Source organism: Pseudomonas sp. FeN3W, from assembly GCA_030263805.2.
Classification (GTDB): Bacteria; Pseudomonadota; Gammaproteobacteria; order Pseudomonadales; family Pseudomonadaceae; genus Stutzerimonas; species Stutzerimonas stutzeri_G.
Genome location: CP136011.1, coordinates 154,902 through 170,931, shown reverse-complemented (window position 1 = coordinate 170,931; position 16,030 = coordinate 154,902). Strand labels below are relative to the sequence as shown.

The following is a 16,030-nucleotide window of genomic DNA, read 5'->3' as shown; positions in this document are numbered from 1 at the left end:
CGTCTCAATGGTTTGTGTAGGTGCATTATCTGGCCTGAGGCAAATCACCCCACTGAGTGGTAAATTCAGGAGACAGATGCTTTCGACTCATCTTCCAGGATCCAGCATCCACATCCCTGGCCAACCTCAGAGTTCCCCTACCCTGACGAAGGTTGATCGCATCCATCACCTTCATCAACGCTTCGCTATTCTTTGGTTTGTCGTCAAAGAGATCGGCAGTCATGCCCTTGGCATCAACCAGGTGGCTGAGCACGATACCCGCCTTCGCATAGGCGACTCCATCCACATAAAAGCCCCGCAATGCTTCTAGCGCTGCCTGGGTGAGAACCCGAGTGTCTTGGGTCGGGTGTGCCAGTTTGACCATTACCGAACGACTGAAAGGCCTTTCTGTCCTGAATAAGCTACTTCTGGCAAACACCTGCATGCACTGCGCCAGGCTCTGCTGCCTTCTAAGCTTTTCTGCTGCTACCGCAACAAATCGTGAAACAGCATTTTCAAGCTGATAGAGATCGTAAACTTTGGATCCAAAGGATCGTGTGCTGGCGATCATTTGCTTCTTTTCAGGGCTTTCACATCCAAATGCATAGCTGCACATGCCATTGAGCTCGCGTGCAGTGCGTTCGATGTTCACGTTCATCTGGCCCCTAAGCCACTTGGGGTCGGCCAGGGCAAGATCCAAGGCACTATGGATGGACATCGTCTTAAGCTTCTCGGCTGTTCTGCGCCCAACGCCCCAAACCTCACTTACAGGGGCATACGCCAGTAGCTTCCTCTCCTTCACGACATCATCGAGTACAACCACACAACCCGTTTTGTGCTTCCATTTTTTTGCGGCATAGCTTGCCATTTTGGCGAGTGTCATCGTTCGGCCTATCCCAACGCCAACAGGCATTCCGAGTCGTTTCATGACCTGCTTTTGAACGACCCTCCCCCACGCCTCCAGCTCAGCGACACCAGAGAGATCAACGAAGCATTCATCGATGCTATAAATGACTGCGCGTGGCGCGTGCTCAGCTATCACCGCCATAATCCTGTTGCTCAAGCTCTGGTAAAGCGAATAGTTGGAGCTGAACACGGTCACTTGGCCAGATTCGATCAGATTCTGGATTTCAAACAGTGGCTGCCCCATCTTGATGCCCAGTTTCTTGGCCGCATCAGTCCGGCTGACAATCGCGCCATCGTTGTTTGAGGCAACGACGACTGCCTTATCTGCCAGCCATGGCTTGAAAAGGATTTCTGCTGAGCAATAAAACGCGTTGCAATCGATGAGCGCGATCATGGCGTTAGAGCTTGTGAAGCACCCATTTGCAGACACCCCATACCAGCAATGTCTCACCCTCCCCCAAGATGATGGGTTTGTATCGCTTGTTTTCTGGCATAAGAACCGGCCTGGACTCCTCATCATGCATAAGGCGCTTGACCAAAAACTCGTTTTCAAGACAGGCAATGACGATGTCACCGTCGACAGCTGTTTTCGCCTTGTCAACAATGAGGATGTCATCATCATGGATGCCAGCATCGATCATGGAATCGCCGCTAGCCCTGAACAGAAAGATGGACGATGTGGGGCTTATGCCCACCAGGTCATCCAGGGACAGATCTGGCTCATGGTAGTCGGCGGCAGGCGACGGAAATCCGCAGCTTACCCGGCCTAGAAAGCCCAGGGTGGTGCAGCTATTGGAGCCTGCGGCAGAGAGAAAATGCGCTTTCACGGGCAGCACTGTATGGATGGACAGTGTTGAATGATAGCTTTGGAGAGCCTAGTCCGAAAGGGGCTGCTGACTAATGGATGGCTACAGAATCTGAGAGGCGTCTAGGCTTTCAGGGCTCGAAATCAATTTTGGATTTTGAGATTTGCCTTATTTGACTGAAGAATTTGCTTGATGAGTCAAGGCCATGATTATCGAAAGATCTTAAAGCTCTAGACACGACATCTGTTTCGACCGTAGCTTGAGATTCTTGGAGCAGGCTGCTAGACAACATGATAAGCCTACCAAGCTTTCGGCAAGTAGGATCAATTTCAGCTTCGATACAGGCGGAGCGCATTGCTTCTTTACCAATTGGGCGCCAATTGATTTCAATTCCATGCGTATAGGCAAGCATAGAGAGAAGATGACGCTGCGTTCGACCATTACCCTCCCTAAACGGGTGGATAAAGTTTACCATCCCCAAGTAAATTCCAGCTTTTTCTGAAAAAGACTTTAAATCATGTTCACCACGAATCAAAAGAGAAGATTCTACTAAAAAATCATCGACTTTCTTAAAGCTATCTATAATTAATCTATGATTAAGGAAGACGGTACTCCCCTTCCCAATGTCTGTTTCTCTTATGCTGCCTGCCCATGGATAAACATCTTGAAAAAGATGCCTATGAACAGCTTTTGCATGCGCTAGACCGAACGTTCCTTCAATTGGAGATTCGAAAATCTCGATAGATCGTAGCTCAGACATTGTAGCCTCAAACTCATTAAGAGTTGAGGTGTCTCTAATACTCTTTGTATTGATTAAAACGCCGTTATCGTAAACGTGAGGATCATCTATCCCTTCGCCATGATCAACGTAGTAGTGTGGATCATCATGGCTCAAGGCTGTAATCCGCCCGCGCTTTTTTTATTGCCTGACTAATGGTTATTTCACCATTCACATATCTTTCAGAAAGTGATTTAGCCTTATCAGTCTGAGGAATTCCTTCAATTAGAGCAGAGGCCCTAGCTTGATCAGCATAATTTTTACGCTTTTGAGTTTCACTTAGCAAGGCCATGTCAACCTCCAAAAGGTATCATTTTTTTAATTATAGCACATGACAACTAATATTTCAATATACAGATGAAATATGCTCAATTAATAACCTATAATCACCCAGGTCGATATAATAAGCACAACACCAGCTTTAGCTTGTGCGACATCAACTTGAAATCCTACATGACCTCGGTCTTCGACCGTCGCCCTTCAGGTGAGAAAGCTCTGGAAACTTGTAGGCTATCCTTCAGGCGTCAAAAAAGCCTTACTGATCTGGCTAAAGGAAAAGCCACGCGAAGCTAGAAAACGCATCTGACGATTCTTTTCATCTCGATCATGGGGCAAATCACCAAACTTTCTCTCTCTCGCCTGCATGGCGAGGTCACCCCAGCATTCGTCACTCTCGTTGAGGTGCGCGTCAATTATGTTTGATGGTATGCCCTTCTCCTTCATTTTGATTTTAGTCTTTATCGGCCCATATCCTTTTGATGTCTTGCAACTGCGCACATACATCTCAGCGTAGCGCTCATCATTTAAATAGCCTAACTCTTCCAACCTATCAAGTACTAAATCTACATCATCTTTATTTTCAGCATAGCCAAGCATCTTATCCATAACGGATTTTCTGGACATCTCTCTTTGTGAGAGTAGCCATAGACCATAGCCTTCAAGACCAGATTTGTCCTTTAATTTTTTCTCCTTAAATCTTTGCTTGAACATTCATTCTCCAAAAAGCAAAAGAAAGCGCAACATGATCATCGTTTGCACATTATTCGGCAGTAAAAGCCATATAGCAAGAATCGGCTAATACCATACACCGCAATGCTAAATGTGGGTCAAGACCTCGCAAAAGTCAATAGAAAGACCTTTTCGCACTCTCCGGAAGCATTGAAACTGCCAGCAAATGGGACTCAACCTCTCTGAATGCCTGTTAAATCCATTCACCTTATTTGCGTTTCTGAGTTTGAAAGCGGTTACATTCGTCGGGTATACTGAAGCCTATAGAGCTATCAAGTAACAGGTAGGCCACAGAATCTCAGAGTGGATTAAAATGAATGTAAATCTCGAAAATCTCGTCAGTTTAGTGCCGCCCGCTGCTGGTAAGCCTGATTATGAGGCTTGCCTTGACTCGATACCTGGGCTTGGTTTGCTTGGAGATACGCCACAAGATCCTCATCACCACGGTGAGGGGGATGTTTGGACGCACACAAAAATGGTGGTTGAAGCGCTTGTTGGCGATGCAGACTACGCCAGGGCTAATGACAAAGATCGCTTTTCTCTTTTTTATAGCGCTTTATTGCACGACATTTCGAAACCAGCGACCACTGTGATCGACGAGGTTACAAGGAAGATCTCTCAGCCTGGCCATTCCAGGCGAGGGTCTATTGATGCAAGATTATTATTGTGGCGGGCAGGAGTGCCATTCGAGCAGCGCGAGCAAATATGCAGAATCATCAGCGTCCATCAGCTCCCGTTTTTTGCGCTATCCGGGAACAATCAGGGCAAGAGCCCGGAGTACCTGATCAACAAACTATCGTGGGAGCTTCCGCTATGGATGCTTTGCGCTGTGGCCAAGGCTGACATGATTGGCAGGATCAGCCCGGATCGTGACAAGGTGCTCGTTGATATCGAAGTCTTCAGAATGATGGCGGAAGAAATGAATTGCCTTGATAAGCCGGCACAATTTGCTGATGCCTATACGCGCATGGCCTACCTCAATGGTGCAAATGTCTGTCCTGACTACCCTCTATTCAGAGAGTCTGAAGGGTCTAACGTCACCGTGATGTGCGGTATACCAGCGAGTGGGAAAGATAGCTGGGTTCGTCAAAACATGCCTGATCTTCCGGTTGTATCCTTCGATGACTCCAGGGCTGCGCTCAAGCTCGCTCACGGAAAAAACGAGGGCATGGTGGCGCATCATGCCGTAGATATGGCTAAAGAGCTATTGCGAAAGGGAGAGCCTTTCGTGTGGAACGCCACTCACCTATCCAGGCAAATGCGTGACAAGACGCTGGATCTTTTGCATCGCTACAACGCAGATGTAAATCTGGTTTACCTTGAGCAGCCAGAGCACATCTTGCTGGCCAGGAACCAAAGGCGGGATACGTCGCTCACCAACAAGGATCTGACGCGAATGCTATTCAAATGGGAGGTGCCTCTCCCAACAGAGGCTGCGAAGGTAAGCTATCTGGTTGAAACCCCCGAAAAGATGAAAACCAAGAAGCATGAAGTAGAGAGCAATGATAGCTCGACAAGGTCATTCCCATGAGTAGATCAATTTTACTGAGCCCATCTCTTTTTAAAGAACTGGTGATGGAACGTGATGATGGGGCATGCGTTTGCTGTAAAAAACGAGCTACAGCTGTACAGCATTTGCTAGATACAAGGCTATGGGAGGATGGGGGTCATTATCTCGATAACGGCGCATCCTTATGCACAGAGCACCGTGACGCACTGCTTAAGACCACGCTTTCCGTCGAATTGGTAAGGAATGCGGCAGGCATCAAAACGCCAATTCTTCCAGATTCATATTCATTGGATGAACGGTACGATTGCTGGGGAAACAGCGTCAGGCCGACTGGCGTGCGCTACAAGGGCGAGCTCTTCGACGAGCCAGATGTGCAACAGTGGCTGATCAAAGGCGAATGCCTTGATGATTTCAGCCCCTACTACAAATATCCCTCGACTCCCCACGTGCCCTGGTCTCAGGGCGTCCAGCGTGATGATCGGTCTTTGGCCAGTGATGCTCATTTCATCGGTCAAGAAGTCATTCTGACCGAAAAACGTGATGGGGAAAATGCCACCCTCTACGCTGATTATTATCATGCAAGAAGTCTTGACGGACGACATCACCCATCGCGTGATTGGATCAAGAATTTTTGGGGGCAAATCAAGCACGAGATACCGGAGGGCTGGCGCATCTGCGGCGAGAACCTGTTTGCTCGTCATTCTCTTGGTTACGACAACCTTGAATCATATTTTGAGGCATTTTCCATTTGGAATGAAAAAAACGTAAGGCTGTCTTGGGACGATACCGTCGCTTACCTGGACATGCTGGGTATCCGCCCTGTGCCTGTGATAGATCGGTTCATCTACTCACGGGATCGCGCTGAATCCATCGTTAAGGAGCTCGATCTTGAGCGCTGTGAGGGCTATGTGCTTTCGCTAACAAGGCCATTTAGCTACCGTGAATTCAGGCACTGCGTAGCCAAGTTCGTACGTGAAGGTCATGTTCAAACAGACAAGCACTGGATGAATCAGGCTGTCGTATCCAATTGCTTAAACAAAGATAAAAAGAGCGTTAATAAAATCAATAGAAAAGAAACAGATTGTCAATACGACTCTTAGAAATTAACCAAGAGCTCCAACAGAAACAATGCTGCCTGTATTTTTACTTGAAAATCAAATCAATCGAAAAATACGCGCTGCAACAATATAAGCAGATTAAACAAATGAACTATAAACGAATGTTAGAAGAAAGATTCAGGGATGAGGAAAAAATAGGCGTTTACTAGGAGGACTATGTCACGGGTTTGTATGAAGATGAATTTAAGAAAAAGCACCCTGATAAAGAGTTTTCTGGGGTCTCGTACCTGCCTAATGGCGAGCAATTTTTCATCTGCACCAACTCAGCCATCTTCGTGATAAAAGAAATGGGTGAAGGTGAGCTATACGGCTTCAGTAGTGAAGAAAACCCATCTGCTACGCACAGTGAAATTCAGGGCAGTGATGGGCATGATTTTGCTCTGTTAAGGGGGCGGTATATTGTTGACTTGTGGATCAGCCACTTCACGGGATGTGAAGAAAAGGTCGTTTACGATCTGCTAGACAAACGGGATCATGCCAAGATCAAAGAAATCTATGGCGACCTGAATGCGTGGAAGCGCTACGATAATGTACAAAAGGTCTGGGTGCCTTATCGATAACTACCAGATGCTCAAAGGCCTAAATTAAAAGTTGTTGGTCATACAGAAAACTGTGTCCACTCTATGTTTTGAAAATCTTTGGCGGGGTATTTTCCAACCCTGCCAAACCAGGATAGCTCAAGAAAAATTATATTCAGTACATCGCCCTGATTGATGACTGGTTGGTCTTGATGAGCATGGCTAATGATGCTGAAAGCGTACCAATATCAGTAGCTCCAATTTTGCTACCAAATTGCATCAGGCTTCTGATTGCATCCGAGTCCTTTAAAATATCTTCCATGTCGTTAACCAAAAGCTCTTCACGTTCACCTTCTGTCAAACAGCCCATTACATCTTTTATGTTTATGCCTCCCTGCCCAGGCTGAATTCCGTTTGCGCTCATAATCTGTAACATTTGAGCATTAATCTCATTTAGGCATTCGGCTACGGTTTTTACGCTTGATTCGATTGCTACAGGGGATGGTATACCATCCGTGCCCATCAGGGCTTCATCCTGGGTCGGAGTAATGTCGATCTGTTCACTTTTTACATGTTTAACGTCGCTGATATCAATCGCATCCAAAGCGGAATTCTGTTTTTTTCCATCATTGATCTCGTAAAACTCAACTAGGTATCCACGCAGGGAAAGGAGTAGATGGAAGAAACTTCTATCGACAGGAAAACCTGCATTAATGGCAAATGGGTAGTTCCCGATATAGTAGCTTATGGCATGCAAAATCAAGGGAATTGCTTGCGCATGGTTTTTTATTAACACACTTTTCAATTCTGACATAAAGGGGTCTTTATGATGGCTTGCGTCAAAAGCGGAGGCTATTTCATCGGTTATACTGTACGCAGCCAACCGCGATTTGATTTGGATCATGTTGCAGCTAATGCTACTATCACCAGTTATTTCGGTTTCACCGTAATATGGCTCAACCGATTCCTTGTAGACCTCTGGCGTGTTTCCAGAAAGATCAACAACATGTACCATTTCAGCCGTTTTCGTTGGATATGATCTGTTAAGACGATTAATAGTCTGGACGAGTCGCACGCCTTCCATTTTTTGATCGATGTACATCGCCATCAACTTAGGCTGGTCAAATCCTGTTGTGTACTTGTTTACGACGATTAAAAATTGATATTCATCAGTATCAAAGCTAGATCGAATCCACTGGTCGTCGCTTTTTACATACCCCAACCCACATAAAACAGATGAAGGAATCTCATCAGGGACATCCAGTTCTGGTAATGATGCTTTTCCCGTGTAGCTTATTAAAGTCTTGTAGCCAAGACCTTTGCTATTGATCAGCCTATCAATGATTATTTTATAGGCAATAGCGGATTTTATGTCGTTTGCTACGATCATCGCTTTGGCCCAAGGTGAGACTGGGTATACGCTATTCAAAAAATGGTGAAGGATATACTCGGATTTTAGCTTGATCATTGGCTCAGATCTTAAAGCTGACTTGAACACTTCCCCTTTAAAGTTCTTTGCGTCAACTTCAATATGCTCACTGCCAGGATCGACGGTGGTCGTAAATACAAAAGAATTGAAGCTAACTTTCTTTAGAACGTTTACGATGAAACCTTCTGCAATCGCCTGGCGCATCGAGTAGACATGATCTGGCTTTCCGAAGATGTCGAGCGTTTTGGAGGTAGGCGTTGCGGTGAAGGCATAAAGAACCATATTCTCACCGATGTTCTCACTAATTTTCTCAATCATCGTATTTGACATTTCACCGCTCTGAGATGAGTGGGCTTCGTCAATAATAATAGCTACACGCCCGCTTTTTACAGCACGCTTAACTCCTTTAAAGGCATGATGAAATTTATGCAGCGTGGTGATTATGTTCTCTTTGTTGCGGATAAGCTTGGCAAGGCTTTTCGATTTACCAGCGTGGGTAAAATGCTCAGCCTTATCAAACCCGCTCATAGCTTCTTTCAGCTGATTGTCTAGCATCTTTCGATCAGTTACGAGGATAACTGAATCAAATACCATCCTTCCCTTCTGGTTAAGTCTTGTTAAGTGATGAGCCAGCCATGAAATGGTCTTCGTCTTCCCCGATCCAGGAGAATGTTGAGCAAGCAGTCGTTTTTTGGTTTGCCTGGAGTCGCAGAAAGACCTGGCTTCCTGCTTCATATGCTCAACACAATCCCACTGGTGAAAGCGTGGAAAAACCAGACGCCCGTTTTCAACAAACAAATAATCTGAAATCAGCTCAAGAAGATTATCGCGAGCAAACACACGCTCCCACAGATAGCTCGTCGCATAACCACTTGGATTTACTGGGTTGCCACCGCCGTCTTCTGTGCCTGTGTTAAACGGCAGGAAGCGCGTCTGAGTGCCGCATAACTCGGTCGTGACGTAAACGTACTCGTTGCTTATTGCAAAATGAGCCAAAGCCCCCGTGAGCGGCTTCAGGATGGGTGACACTGTTGGGTAACGCCCTGGCTTTCTGTACTGATCCATAGCATCTTCCACGCTCTGCTTGGATGAGTGCTTGAGCTCCCAGGTAAAGATGCAAATGCCGTTTAGGAAAAATGCTATATCTATCCTTCTTCCATGATCATCTATGTATAGCTGCTGAATAAAAGTTAGATGATTGTTTTCATGTTGTTTTTGAATTTTTTTATTTGAGCCAGCGACATCAGGGAGTCCCATTAGCTTGATCTCATCACCAAACTCCAAGAGAAACCCTTTCCGTAATGCTGAAAGTGTACCTTCTTTATCAATGGCGGAACGTACATCTCTTATGAGTTTTTCATCAGCTTTTTCATGGAAGGCCTGAACATAAAGATTATAAGTGTTTGAATAGTACGATTGGATCCACTCGATGACGTGACTGTCGATGAAACCTGTCTTCTGGTTGAAGTCTAGACTGCTGGCCTGGACAATATAACTGCTTGCCGACAAGTAGGATACAATGCTTGATTCGAAAGACTGCTCATTGAGGTTGTTTCTAGACATTGAAATGGCCTTATTATTTTTAAGCCATTATGCCATGCTTTGATTTAATGCAAACCCTAAACTTTCTATATAGCCAAACATAGCCATATGGCAATAAAAACCCGGAGCATAACGTCTCCGGGTTGTTTGTTCGTCTACCTGTTACCTGAGGTCAATCTTTCCAGTCACCGCTTCTGTGATGATAGATTGGCGCTTTTCCTTTAATAGATTTATTAATTTTAGGCTTTTTTCTAATAGAGAGTCGATTCTTAGGGTAAAGCTATCAAGATATGTTGCAATTGAGATTCGTTCGGCCAAGTCAATTGGAACGCAAACGATTTTTTCTTGAATATCTGTAGCGGTAATGAGCGGCTGAGCATTTCTCGAAATATCCATCTCAAAGTTTATCGACTGGAGTAAATAATAATCAAATCTTGGTGCAGTAAAGCTTTTATTAGAATAAATTAATGCATTATCAGAAACGCCGGATGCTTCATCAATAAATGTAATTGAGCCTGCTGAACCTACTCTTCCTATTAGTACTCCGGGTGATCTCATGGAGGCTCTATCTGAAAAACCGATCACCCCATTAGCTCCATACAGAGGGTATACGCCTTGAAGAGACTTATTATCTTTTCCGCTGTAGGCTTTAGCTTCCCATTTAATCCTCTTGATCACCCAATGCTCCGGCACCTCCCCCATCCACTCAATCCCCGAATCCTTCATCGGCACATTTGGGTTCAAACCCTTGGTTACCGCTTCGGTGATGACGGCTTGGCGTTTTTCTTTGAGGAGTTTGATGAGGTTGTTGCTTTTTTCGATCAGGGTGTCGATGCGGGCTGTTTCTTGTGTAATGTATTTGGCTATTTTATTTTGTAAAGATAAATTTGGAATGGCTAAAATGCAGTTTGCGAAATCATCGTAGCGCACCGACTTGCCATCTCTAATTCCAATATTATATGCGCCTAGCATCCCGATAAATAGATTGGACTTAAATACATATTTCCAATATTCATGGCATATTGCGGAGTTCGGCCTTAAAACAGTATATGCTGGGCTAACACAGCCGTCATAACTAGACATCTCAAATCCGCCCTCAAAACTTCTTAGGCTGATTAGAAAGTCTTTGCATAATATTTTTTTAAAACCGTTAATACCTGTATGGGCTAGAGCATATTTGACTCCTTCCATCTCCATAAGAAGACTCTGGGGTAATACTCCATACTTTTGAGAAGAAGATAGCTGAACATCATCTTCTGTTCTTCTTTCCGAAACATTACTAAAAACATGTTGCGCCCTCACTCGCATCCAATCTGATGGGCATTCTGATTCAAATATATTTATAGGATTCATACAGCCACCTCGCCCAATAGACTCATGAATTCTGCCGTCAATTCCTTGATTTCAAAATCAATCTCATCGCTAGATCGGGCCTTCTTGAATTGATAGAAGTACCGATTGAAACTGATTTCTGTACCGACTTTTCCGACCTTACCATCCTTATCATCACGCACAGCTTCATCGATCCAGGCGTCAGGCGCATGAACCAATACCTCATTCGTAAAGTAGGTGGCAGTGCAGGTTCCGAAAGGAATGGACTCACTTTCTTTCAGGGACTTGTCAGAAGCGTAGGACACCACGACCTGTTTTCCATTGACGACAGCGTTGTACAAGCCATAGAGCGGTTGGGCCACAGCCGATTTTGGATAGATCTTGGAAATGACTCGTGGAGCTGACTCATCGGTGCCAAATTCTTCAAGCAAAGCCTTGATCTCTTTTGTGCTGTACGCCCGGTTCACGTCAATTCCTTTGATACGTAAAGGCCGTTCGATGCTGATTTTTCGGAAGCTGAAGTCGTCATTGCTGAAAATTTTGGAAATCTTGCTTGGCTCAAATCTCATGTAAATGTCTTTGATTTGGCTGATGGTCTCGTCTGTGAGCTCCATCCGCTTGCTGCCAAGCGGCTTGCGCATCTTGGAGCCAAGATCTCTGGCATCGATCAGCTGCACCTTGCCCTGGCGGTTCGCTTCTTTGCGGTTGGTCAGGAAGAGGATAAACGTACCGATCCCGGTGTTGTAGAACATGTCGGTCGGTAGCGCGACGATTGCATCAAGGTAGTCATTCTCCAGCAGATAGCGGCGGATCTCTGATTCACCACTGCCTGCGTCACCATTAAAAAGAGGCGAGCCACTATGGACGACACCGATGCGGCTACCGCCTTTCTCAATGGGTTTCATTTTGCTAAGCAGGTGCTGTGTGAACAACATCTGGCCGTCACTGACCCTTGGCAGTCCACCCTTGAATCGATTCGTTGTTGAGCTAAGCTCGGCCTCGACCTCGGATTTTGCGTTCTTCCAGTCAACGCCATACGGCGGATTAGCGCCCATATAGTCAAAGCTTTCATCTGGATGAAGGTCTTTCATGAGCGTATTGCCCAGGCGAATGTTTTTGATCTCCTGTCCCCGGATAAGCATGTCTGCTTTGCAAATCGCATAGGTTTCAGGATTGATTTCCTGACCATACGTTTTGACCCTTAGCTTCGGGTTTACGGTTTCCATCTTGTCTTGACCAGCGGAGAGAATCCCTCCTGTCCCACTGGTGGGGTCATAAAGCTTCACATGCTTGTATTCGGTGTTGATTGCCGAGCCACTATTGGCGACATCGGGAGCCAGCAGGATCTCCATCATCAGGTCAATTGCGTCTCGTGGCGTATACTGCTCACCAGCTGGCGACAAATCGTTGAATTGACGAAGAAGCTCTTCAAACAGAAGCCCCATGTCATGGTTGCTGATTTCGTTTTCGTGCAAATCTACCTTGGAGAAATCACGCACACAGCCTTCTAGGATGCCAAGCTTCTGAAGCTCGACAATCTCATTGGAAAATTTCAGCTCGCCGTAGATGTCTAAGACGCTTGGGTTGAACGATTTGCAGTATGCGAGAATATTTGTGTACAAATTCGATTTGTCACGATTCATCTCGCTAAAGGTGATCCTGGTGGAGCTGAAAAACTGATGGCCGCTGATGCTGGTCAGGTCTCTGACCTGCTCTTCGGTGAGATCGCTAACGCTGTCCACCTCAAGCGCTTCGTATGCCTTGGCCACCTCTTCACGCGTGTCTTCAAGCACGCATTCCATCCTGCGAAGCAGGGTAAATGGAATGATGACGCGGCGGTAATCGTTGGCCTTGTAGCTTCCGCGCAGGTTTTCCGCAATGCTCCAGATCGTACTGAATAGTTTTTGGCGTGTGGTAGACATCAGATGGGCCTTTTCGTGTCAATAAAGACCTATCGTAATACAGGCGCATTGGATTGACAACTGCATTCAAGGCCTTATCATAGCAGCCATTCACAAGGCGGAAACGGCGACCTTACGGCATCCACTTCATGAAAAATACGAAATTTGGTACTAAGAAGGTAGCTAAATTTTCTCAATTCTGAACCATGGGCCTGGGGCTCAGAGCGCAGAACCGCCACACCTTTATACTTATAGGCTGAATCATGAGAACGATTAAATTTCTTAGCGTGGACGGTACTCCTCATCAGATAAGTTCTGATAAGAAACCTGAGTTTACCTATTCACATAATCCATTTTGCGACTACAAGCCTAATCTTGGCGAACTGATTGATTATGCCATGGAGATGGCTGTAATTTGTAAATCACTTAATGACAGTGATAGGCCTTTGGTGTTGCAGAATCTATTAATGCTTAGAGGCATGCTAGATACGGATAGTCATCAGATTTACGAACTTTATAAAGTTACGAAACCATGGTATCTGAAGGAAAACTTCAAAAACGAAATCGAAATGGCGAAATACATTCATGCTGTCGACTTCATTCAAAACCGAATATGCTATGTATATGGCAATTACCAGTTTAATATTTTCGACAGGCAATATAAATCTGAACTTACATCAATGATATTTGGAGGAGTCAGGTATGGGGTTACTATTCCAAATGAAGTAACCGTTGAAATCGATGGTGATATTCTTAATCAGGGTGACACGTTTTATGTCAGGCAGAAAAGGTTGCACATTTCAAACACGCTTGATTACGGAGCAAATCGTAAAATTGTAATAAATCCGAAATCTTTGCAAGAGTTTACGCTTGAAGGTGAAGATGGACTGAGATTGCCATGTGAGACACCTTTTCCGATTTCATCCTCAACGCGTGATTCTCTAATTACTTTATATCACAGTATTGATGTAGAAATTCCATTGGGATGGGTAACCTCAATTGTTGAGTTCGATTACATTGATGGAAAAAGAGTAGAGGTTGAGAGAAAAGTTAAAGAAATAAAGTCTAACGGTAAAGAGCTAAAATCTATCGACACCGTGAAGATGAAGCATAACGAAATCATGCTGCATGTTGAAAAAGAGAAAGTTAAATGGATTAAATCTCATAAAGCTCATGCTATGAAAGACTTGATAATGAACATGAGTGCTGGTGAATTCGTAAAAATGAGGAATGCCGCATCTGAGCTTTCCAAAATAAAAACTAAACCAAGATTATCCGTATGGGTTGAAGGCAATAAATGGGATACGTCCCCTGCGTGCATTTTCAGAATTAATCCAGAGTACAGAACAAATGGAGTAATTTCGGCTATATTTGCATGCTCTAAATATCTGTCGATTGACCATGTGCAAGCAGTCATCCAACAAGACACTCTCCAATCTGTTCTTGATGAAATAATTAAAATTAATCCTTCGCTCTTTGCTTACGTCCCAGAACAATACGAGTCCAAAGAAATGGGGAAAGCAATCGAACGCGCCGGGATAACAGATTTAAGGTTAATTTTTAAGGCTTCAAGTAACATATTCAGTGATAATGTGATAATTAACGCATCGGCCAAGAGGGAAAATTCATTTCCAAAACTTAAAGACGTACCTGTCTTCTTGGTCACAGCAGGAAATCTACCTTCAATCATGAAGAAAAACGGATTCGACCCGTCTTTAGTGGAATTCAATATTATGGATTATATGGATAGCGATGAAGTAAGGAAGTTAGCTTCGAAAATTACCACTGTCAAGAAATGGATGATCAATCTGGATTGCGAGTCACTTAATACACCGTGATATTTGCTATAAAGCGTTTATTATTGTCCTATAAACGCTTTTGGTATAAATAACCACCCCCGTTTTGCGGGGAATACATATACCGAGTGCGTATGTGAGAGACCTGCTTCGGCTCATCCCCGTGTTACTGGGGAATACTTCAACAGGGCGGAAGCTGTTCCAAATCCCCGACGCATACCCCGCTAATGCGGGAATAAGTTCGCTTACACCTTCTTTCACCGGTGCGACCCAGAACGCTGCTGGATCATCCTCGCTAAACGAGGAATCCAGGAACGACAAGGGAAAAGATGCTGATGAAGCGTGCTCACCCACACGAAATGCGTGGAATACATAGGTAATTGAGCTACGTTACCTCTGCATTAGGCTCACCCCCATGTAACGGGGAACATGTAAAATAGAAACTATCTCAATAGCAGTCACCGGCTAACCCCTGTAAAGCAGGGAAAACGCATCCGCTGGCCGATAGAACCGGTTGAACGCGGCCCACCCCCGCGAAGCGTGGAACATTACTCGACCAGGATCAGACGTCGCTTGCCCGCAGGCTCCTCCCTAATCTATTAGGGAATACTTAAACGCAGACGTGGTCATGCTGGCTGGGGGCGGCCCACCCCCAAAATATAGGGATGACATGGCAAATTCACGAACGATAACCTGAGTCACAGGCTCACCACCGCTTGCTGGTGAATATTGTATTCATGCCAATATATTAAAGAACGGAAACTACTTTTAAAGCAATCAGTCAGCTATAAACTTGATGGAACGAAAACACGCTCATATGATCGCTTATCCCAGTAAGGCGCACGCAGGTTACCCTGAGCAAGCACGAGAGAATCACTGTGGGTCAGATGCTCGTTGTAGTCTTCAGGCAGCGCTCGCCAATCCCAATGGCAAAGACTTTGGTCAACGACCTCCACCTCTATAGATGAAACATTGCCAAACCCAGTCGAGCGACGAGCGCCTACTTGAGCGCATTGAGCAAGCAATTTTTCGATTTCCAACTGGTTGCCAATCGCATAAGCCGTAAGCTCAGCCCATACCATGTCAACCTGAGACACAGAGCTCTTGAATGGGCCTCCTGCCGTGACTGGCTTAGCCGACCTAAGGCTCAATAATCCGCTCGCCCTGTCCTCAGCGGCCTGAATAAGATTTGCTCTACCGGTCTGCATCCAAAGGAATGTGGGAGAAAGCTTGGTCAACTTGAATGCAGATGCCTTAAACACCCATGCGCCGCTAGGGCTCGTGTATCTATCTACTGGAATATCATGGTGTACCGTTTTTGGATCAATCGCCCCGCGTGCATCTTCTTCCATCTGAACGCGTAATGAGCCTAGCAGAGCATCTAGATGGAATGCCTGTAACGGTTCA

13 protein-coding genes are annotated in these 16,030 nt (G+C 45.3%); 4 read left to right on the top strand and 9 right to left on the bottom strand.

Translation table 11 applies throughout. The features are described from left to right. Positions 1-25 precede the first annotated feature (25 nt). The 5 genes from P5704_024435 to P5704_024415 form a co-directional block, all read right to left on the bottom strand. A complete protein-coding gene (locus P5704_024435) occupies positions 26-1,279 on the bottom strand; it encodes a Y-family DNA polymerase (GenBank protein WOF81948.1) in 1,254 nt (417 codons plus the stop codon). A gap of 4 nt (positions 1,280-1,283) precedes the next feature. Continuing rightward, a complete protein-coding gene (gene umuD, locus P5704_024430) occupies positions 1,284-1,712 on the bottom strand; it encodes a translesion error-prone DNA polymerase V autoproteolytic subunit (protein ID WOF81947.1) in 429 nt (142 codons plus the stop codon). A 109-nt stretch (positions 1,713-1,821) separates the two neighbouring features. After that, complete coding sequence (locus P5704_024425) at positions 1,822-2,586, bottom strand: Fic family protein (GenBank protein ID WOF81946.1); 765 nt, start codon at positions 2,584-2,586, stop codon at positions 1,822-1,824. Next, entirely contained in the window at positions 2,576-2,761 is a 186-nt protein-coding gene (locus P5704_024420; protein WOF81945.1) for a hypothetical protein, read from the bottom strand. Before P5704_024420 ends, P5704_024425 begins: the two co-directional genes overlap by 11 nt. A gap of 218 nt (positions 2,762-2,979) precedes the next feature. Beyond that, positions 2,980-3,459, bottom strand: a complete 480-nt coding sequence (locus P5704_024415) for a regulatory protein RecX (GenBank protein ID WOF81944.1) — start codon at positions 3,457-3,459, stop codon at positions 2,980-2,982. A gap of 331 nt (positions 3,460-3,790) precedes the next feature. Here P5704_024415 and P5704_024410 point away from each other — a divergent pair, with 331 nt between their 5' ends. The 3 genes from P5704_024410 (at position 3,791) to P5704_024400 (ending at position 6,665) form a co-directional block, all read left to right on the top strand. Further along, positions 3,791-5,008: an AAA family ATPase gene (locus P5704_024410; protein WOF81943.1), complete on the top strand. Its 1,218-nt coding sequence runs from the start codon at positions 3,791-3,793 to the stop codon at positions 5,006-5,008. Then, entirely contained in the window at positions 5,005-6,087 is a 1,083-nt protein-coding gene (locus tag P5704_024405; GenBank protein WOF81942.1) for an RNA ligase family protein, read from the top strand. Before P5704_024410 ends, P5704_024405 begins: the two co-directional genes overlap by 4 nt. 185 nt (positions 6,088-6,272) lie before the next feature. Beyond that, positions 6,273-6,665 carry a hypothetical protein gene (locus P5704_024400; protein ID WOF81941.1) on the top strand — a complete coding sequence of 131 codons (393 nt, stop codon included), beginning with the start codon at positions 6,273-6,275 and terminating at the stop codon, positions 6,663-6,665. A 133-nt stretch (positions 6,666-6,798) separates the two neighbouring features. Here the strand turns inward: P5704_024400 and P5704_024395 are convergent, their stop codons facing one another. The 3 genes from P5704_024395 to P5704_024385 form a co-directional block, all read right to left on the bottom strand. Next, the gene (locus P5704_024395) at positions 6,799-9,615 is read right to left on the bottom strand and encodes a DEAD/DEAH box helicase family protein (GenBank protein ID WOF81940.1); all 2,817 of its coding nucleotides are present in this window, start codon (positions 9,613-9,615) and stop codon (positions 6,799-6,801) included. A 141-nt stretch (positions 9,616-9,756) separates the two neighbouring features. Next, entirely contained in the window at positions 9,757-10,947 is a 1,191-nt protein-coding gene (locus P5704_024390) for a hypothetical protein (protein ID WOF81939.1), read from the bottom strand. Then, positions 10,944-12,848: a class I SAM-dependent DNA methyltransferase gene (locus P5704_024385; protein WOF81938.1), complete on the bottom strand. Its 1,905-nt coding sequence runs from the start codon at positions 12,846-12,848 to the stop codon at positions 10,944-10,946. The genes P5704_024390 and P5704_024385 overlap by 4 nt, the downstream gene beginning before the upstream one ends. 242 nt (positions 12,849-13,090) lie before the next feature. Here P5704_024385 and P5704_024380 point away from each other — a divergent pair, with 242 nt between their 5' ends. Then, positions 13,091-14,665 carry a hypothetical protein gene (locus P5704_024380; GenBank protein WOF81937.1) on the top strand — a complete coding sequence of 525 codons (1,575 nt, stop codon included), beginning with the start codon at positions 13,091-13,093 and terminating at the stop codon, positions 14,663-14,665. A gap of 743 nt (positions 14,666-15,408) precedes the next feature. On the opposite strand, the gene P5704_024375 is transcribed toward P5704_024380, so the two are convergent. Continuing rightward, positions 15,409-15,975, bottom strand: a complete 567-nt coding sequence (locus tag P5704_024375; GenBank protein WOF81936.1) for a hypothetical protein — start codon at positions 15,973-15,975, stop codon at positions 15,409-15,411. Between the last annotated feature and the right edge of the window lie 55 nt (positions 15,976-16,030).

Excerpts from the sequence above, each read along its gene's own strand:
- P5704_024375 (WOF81936.1), bottom strand. The coding sequence starts at position 15,975 with ATGGAAGAAGATGCACGCGGGGCGATTGATCCAAAAACGGTACACCAT.
- P5704_024420 (WOF81945.1), bottom strand. The coding sequence starts at position 2,761 with ATGGCCTTGCTAAGTGAAACTCAAAAGCGTAAAAATTATGCTGATCAA.
- P5704_024415 (WOF81944.1), bottom strand. The coding sequence starts at position 3,459 with ATGTTCAAGCAAAGATTTAAGGAGAAAAAATTAAAGGACAAATCTGGT.
- P5704_024405 (WOF81942.1), top strand. The coding sequence starts at position 5,005 with ATGAGTAGATCAATTTTACTGAGCCCATCTCTTTTTAAAGAACTGGTG.
- P5704_024435 (WOF81948.1), bottom strand. The coding sequence starts at position 1,279 with ATGATCGCGCTCATCGATTGCAACGCGTTTTATTGCTCAGCAGAAATC.
- P5704_024385 (WOF81938.1), bottom strand. The coding sequence starts at position 12,848 with ATGTCTACCACACGCCAAAAACTATTCAGTACGATCTGGAGCATTGCG.
- P5704_024380 (WOF81937.1), top strand. The coding sequence starts at position 13,091 with ATGAGAACGATTAAATTTCTTAGCGTGGACGGTACTCCTCATCAGATA.
- P5704_024395 (WOF81940.1), bottom strand. The coding sequence starts at position 9,615 with ATGTCTAGAAACAACCTCAATGAGCAGTCTTTCGAATCAAGCATTGTA.
- P5704_024410 (WOF81943.1), top strand. The coding sequence starts at position 3,791 with ATGAATGTAAATCTCGAAAATCTCGTCAGTTTAGTGCCGCCCGCTGCT.
- P5704_024390 (WOF81939.1), bottom strand. The coding sequence starts at position 10,947 with ATGAATCCTATAAATATATTTGAATCAGAATGCCCATCAGATTGGATG.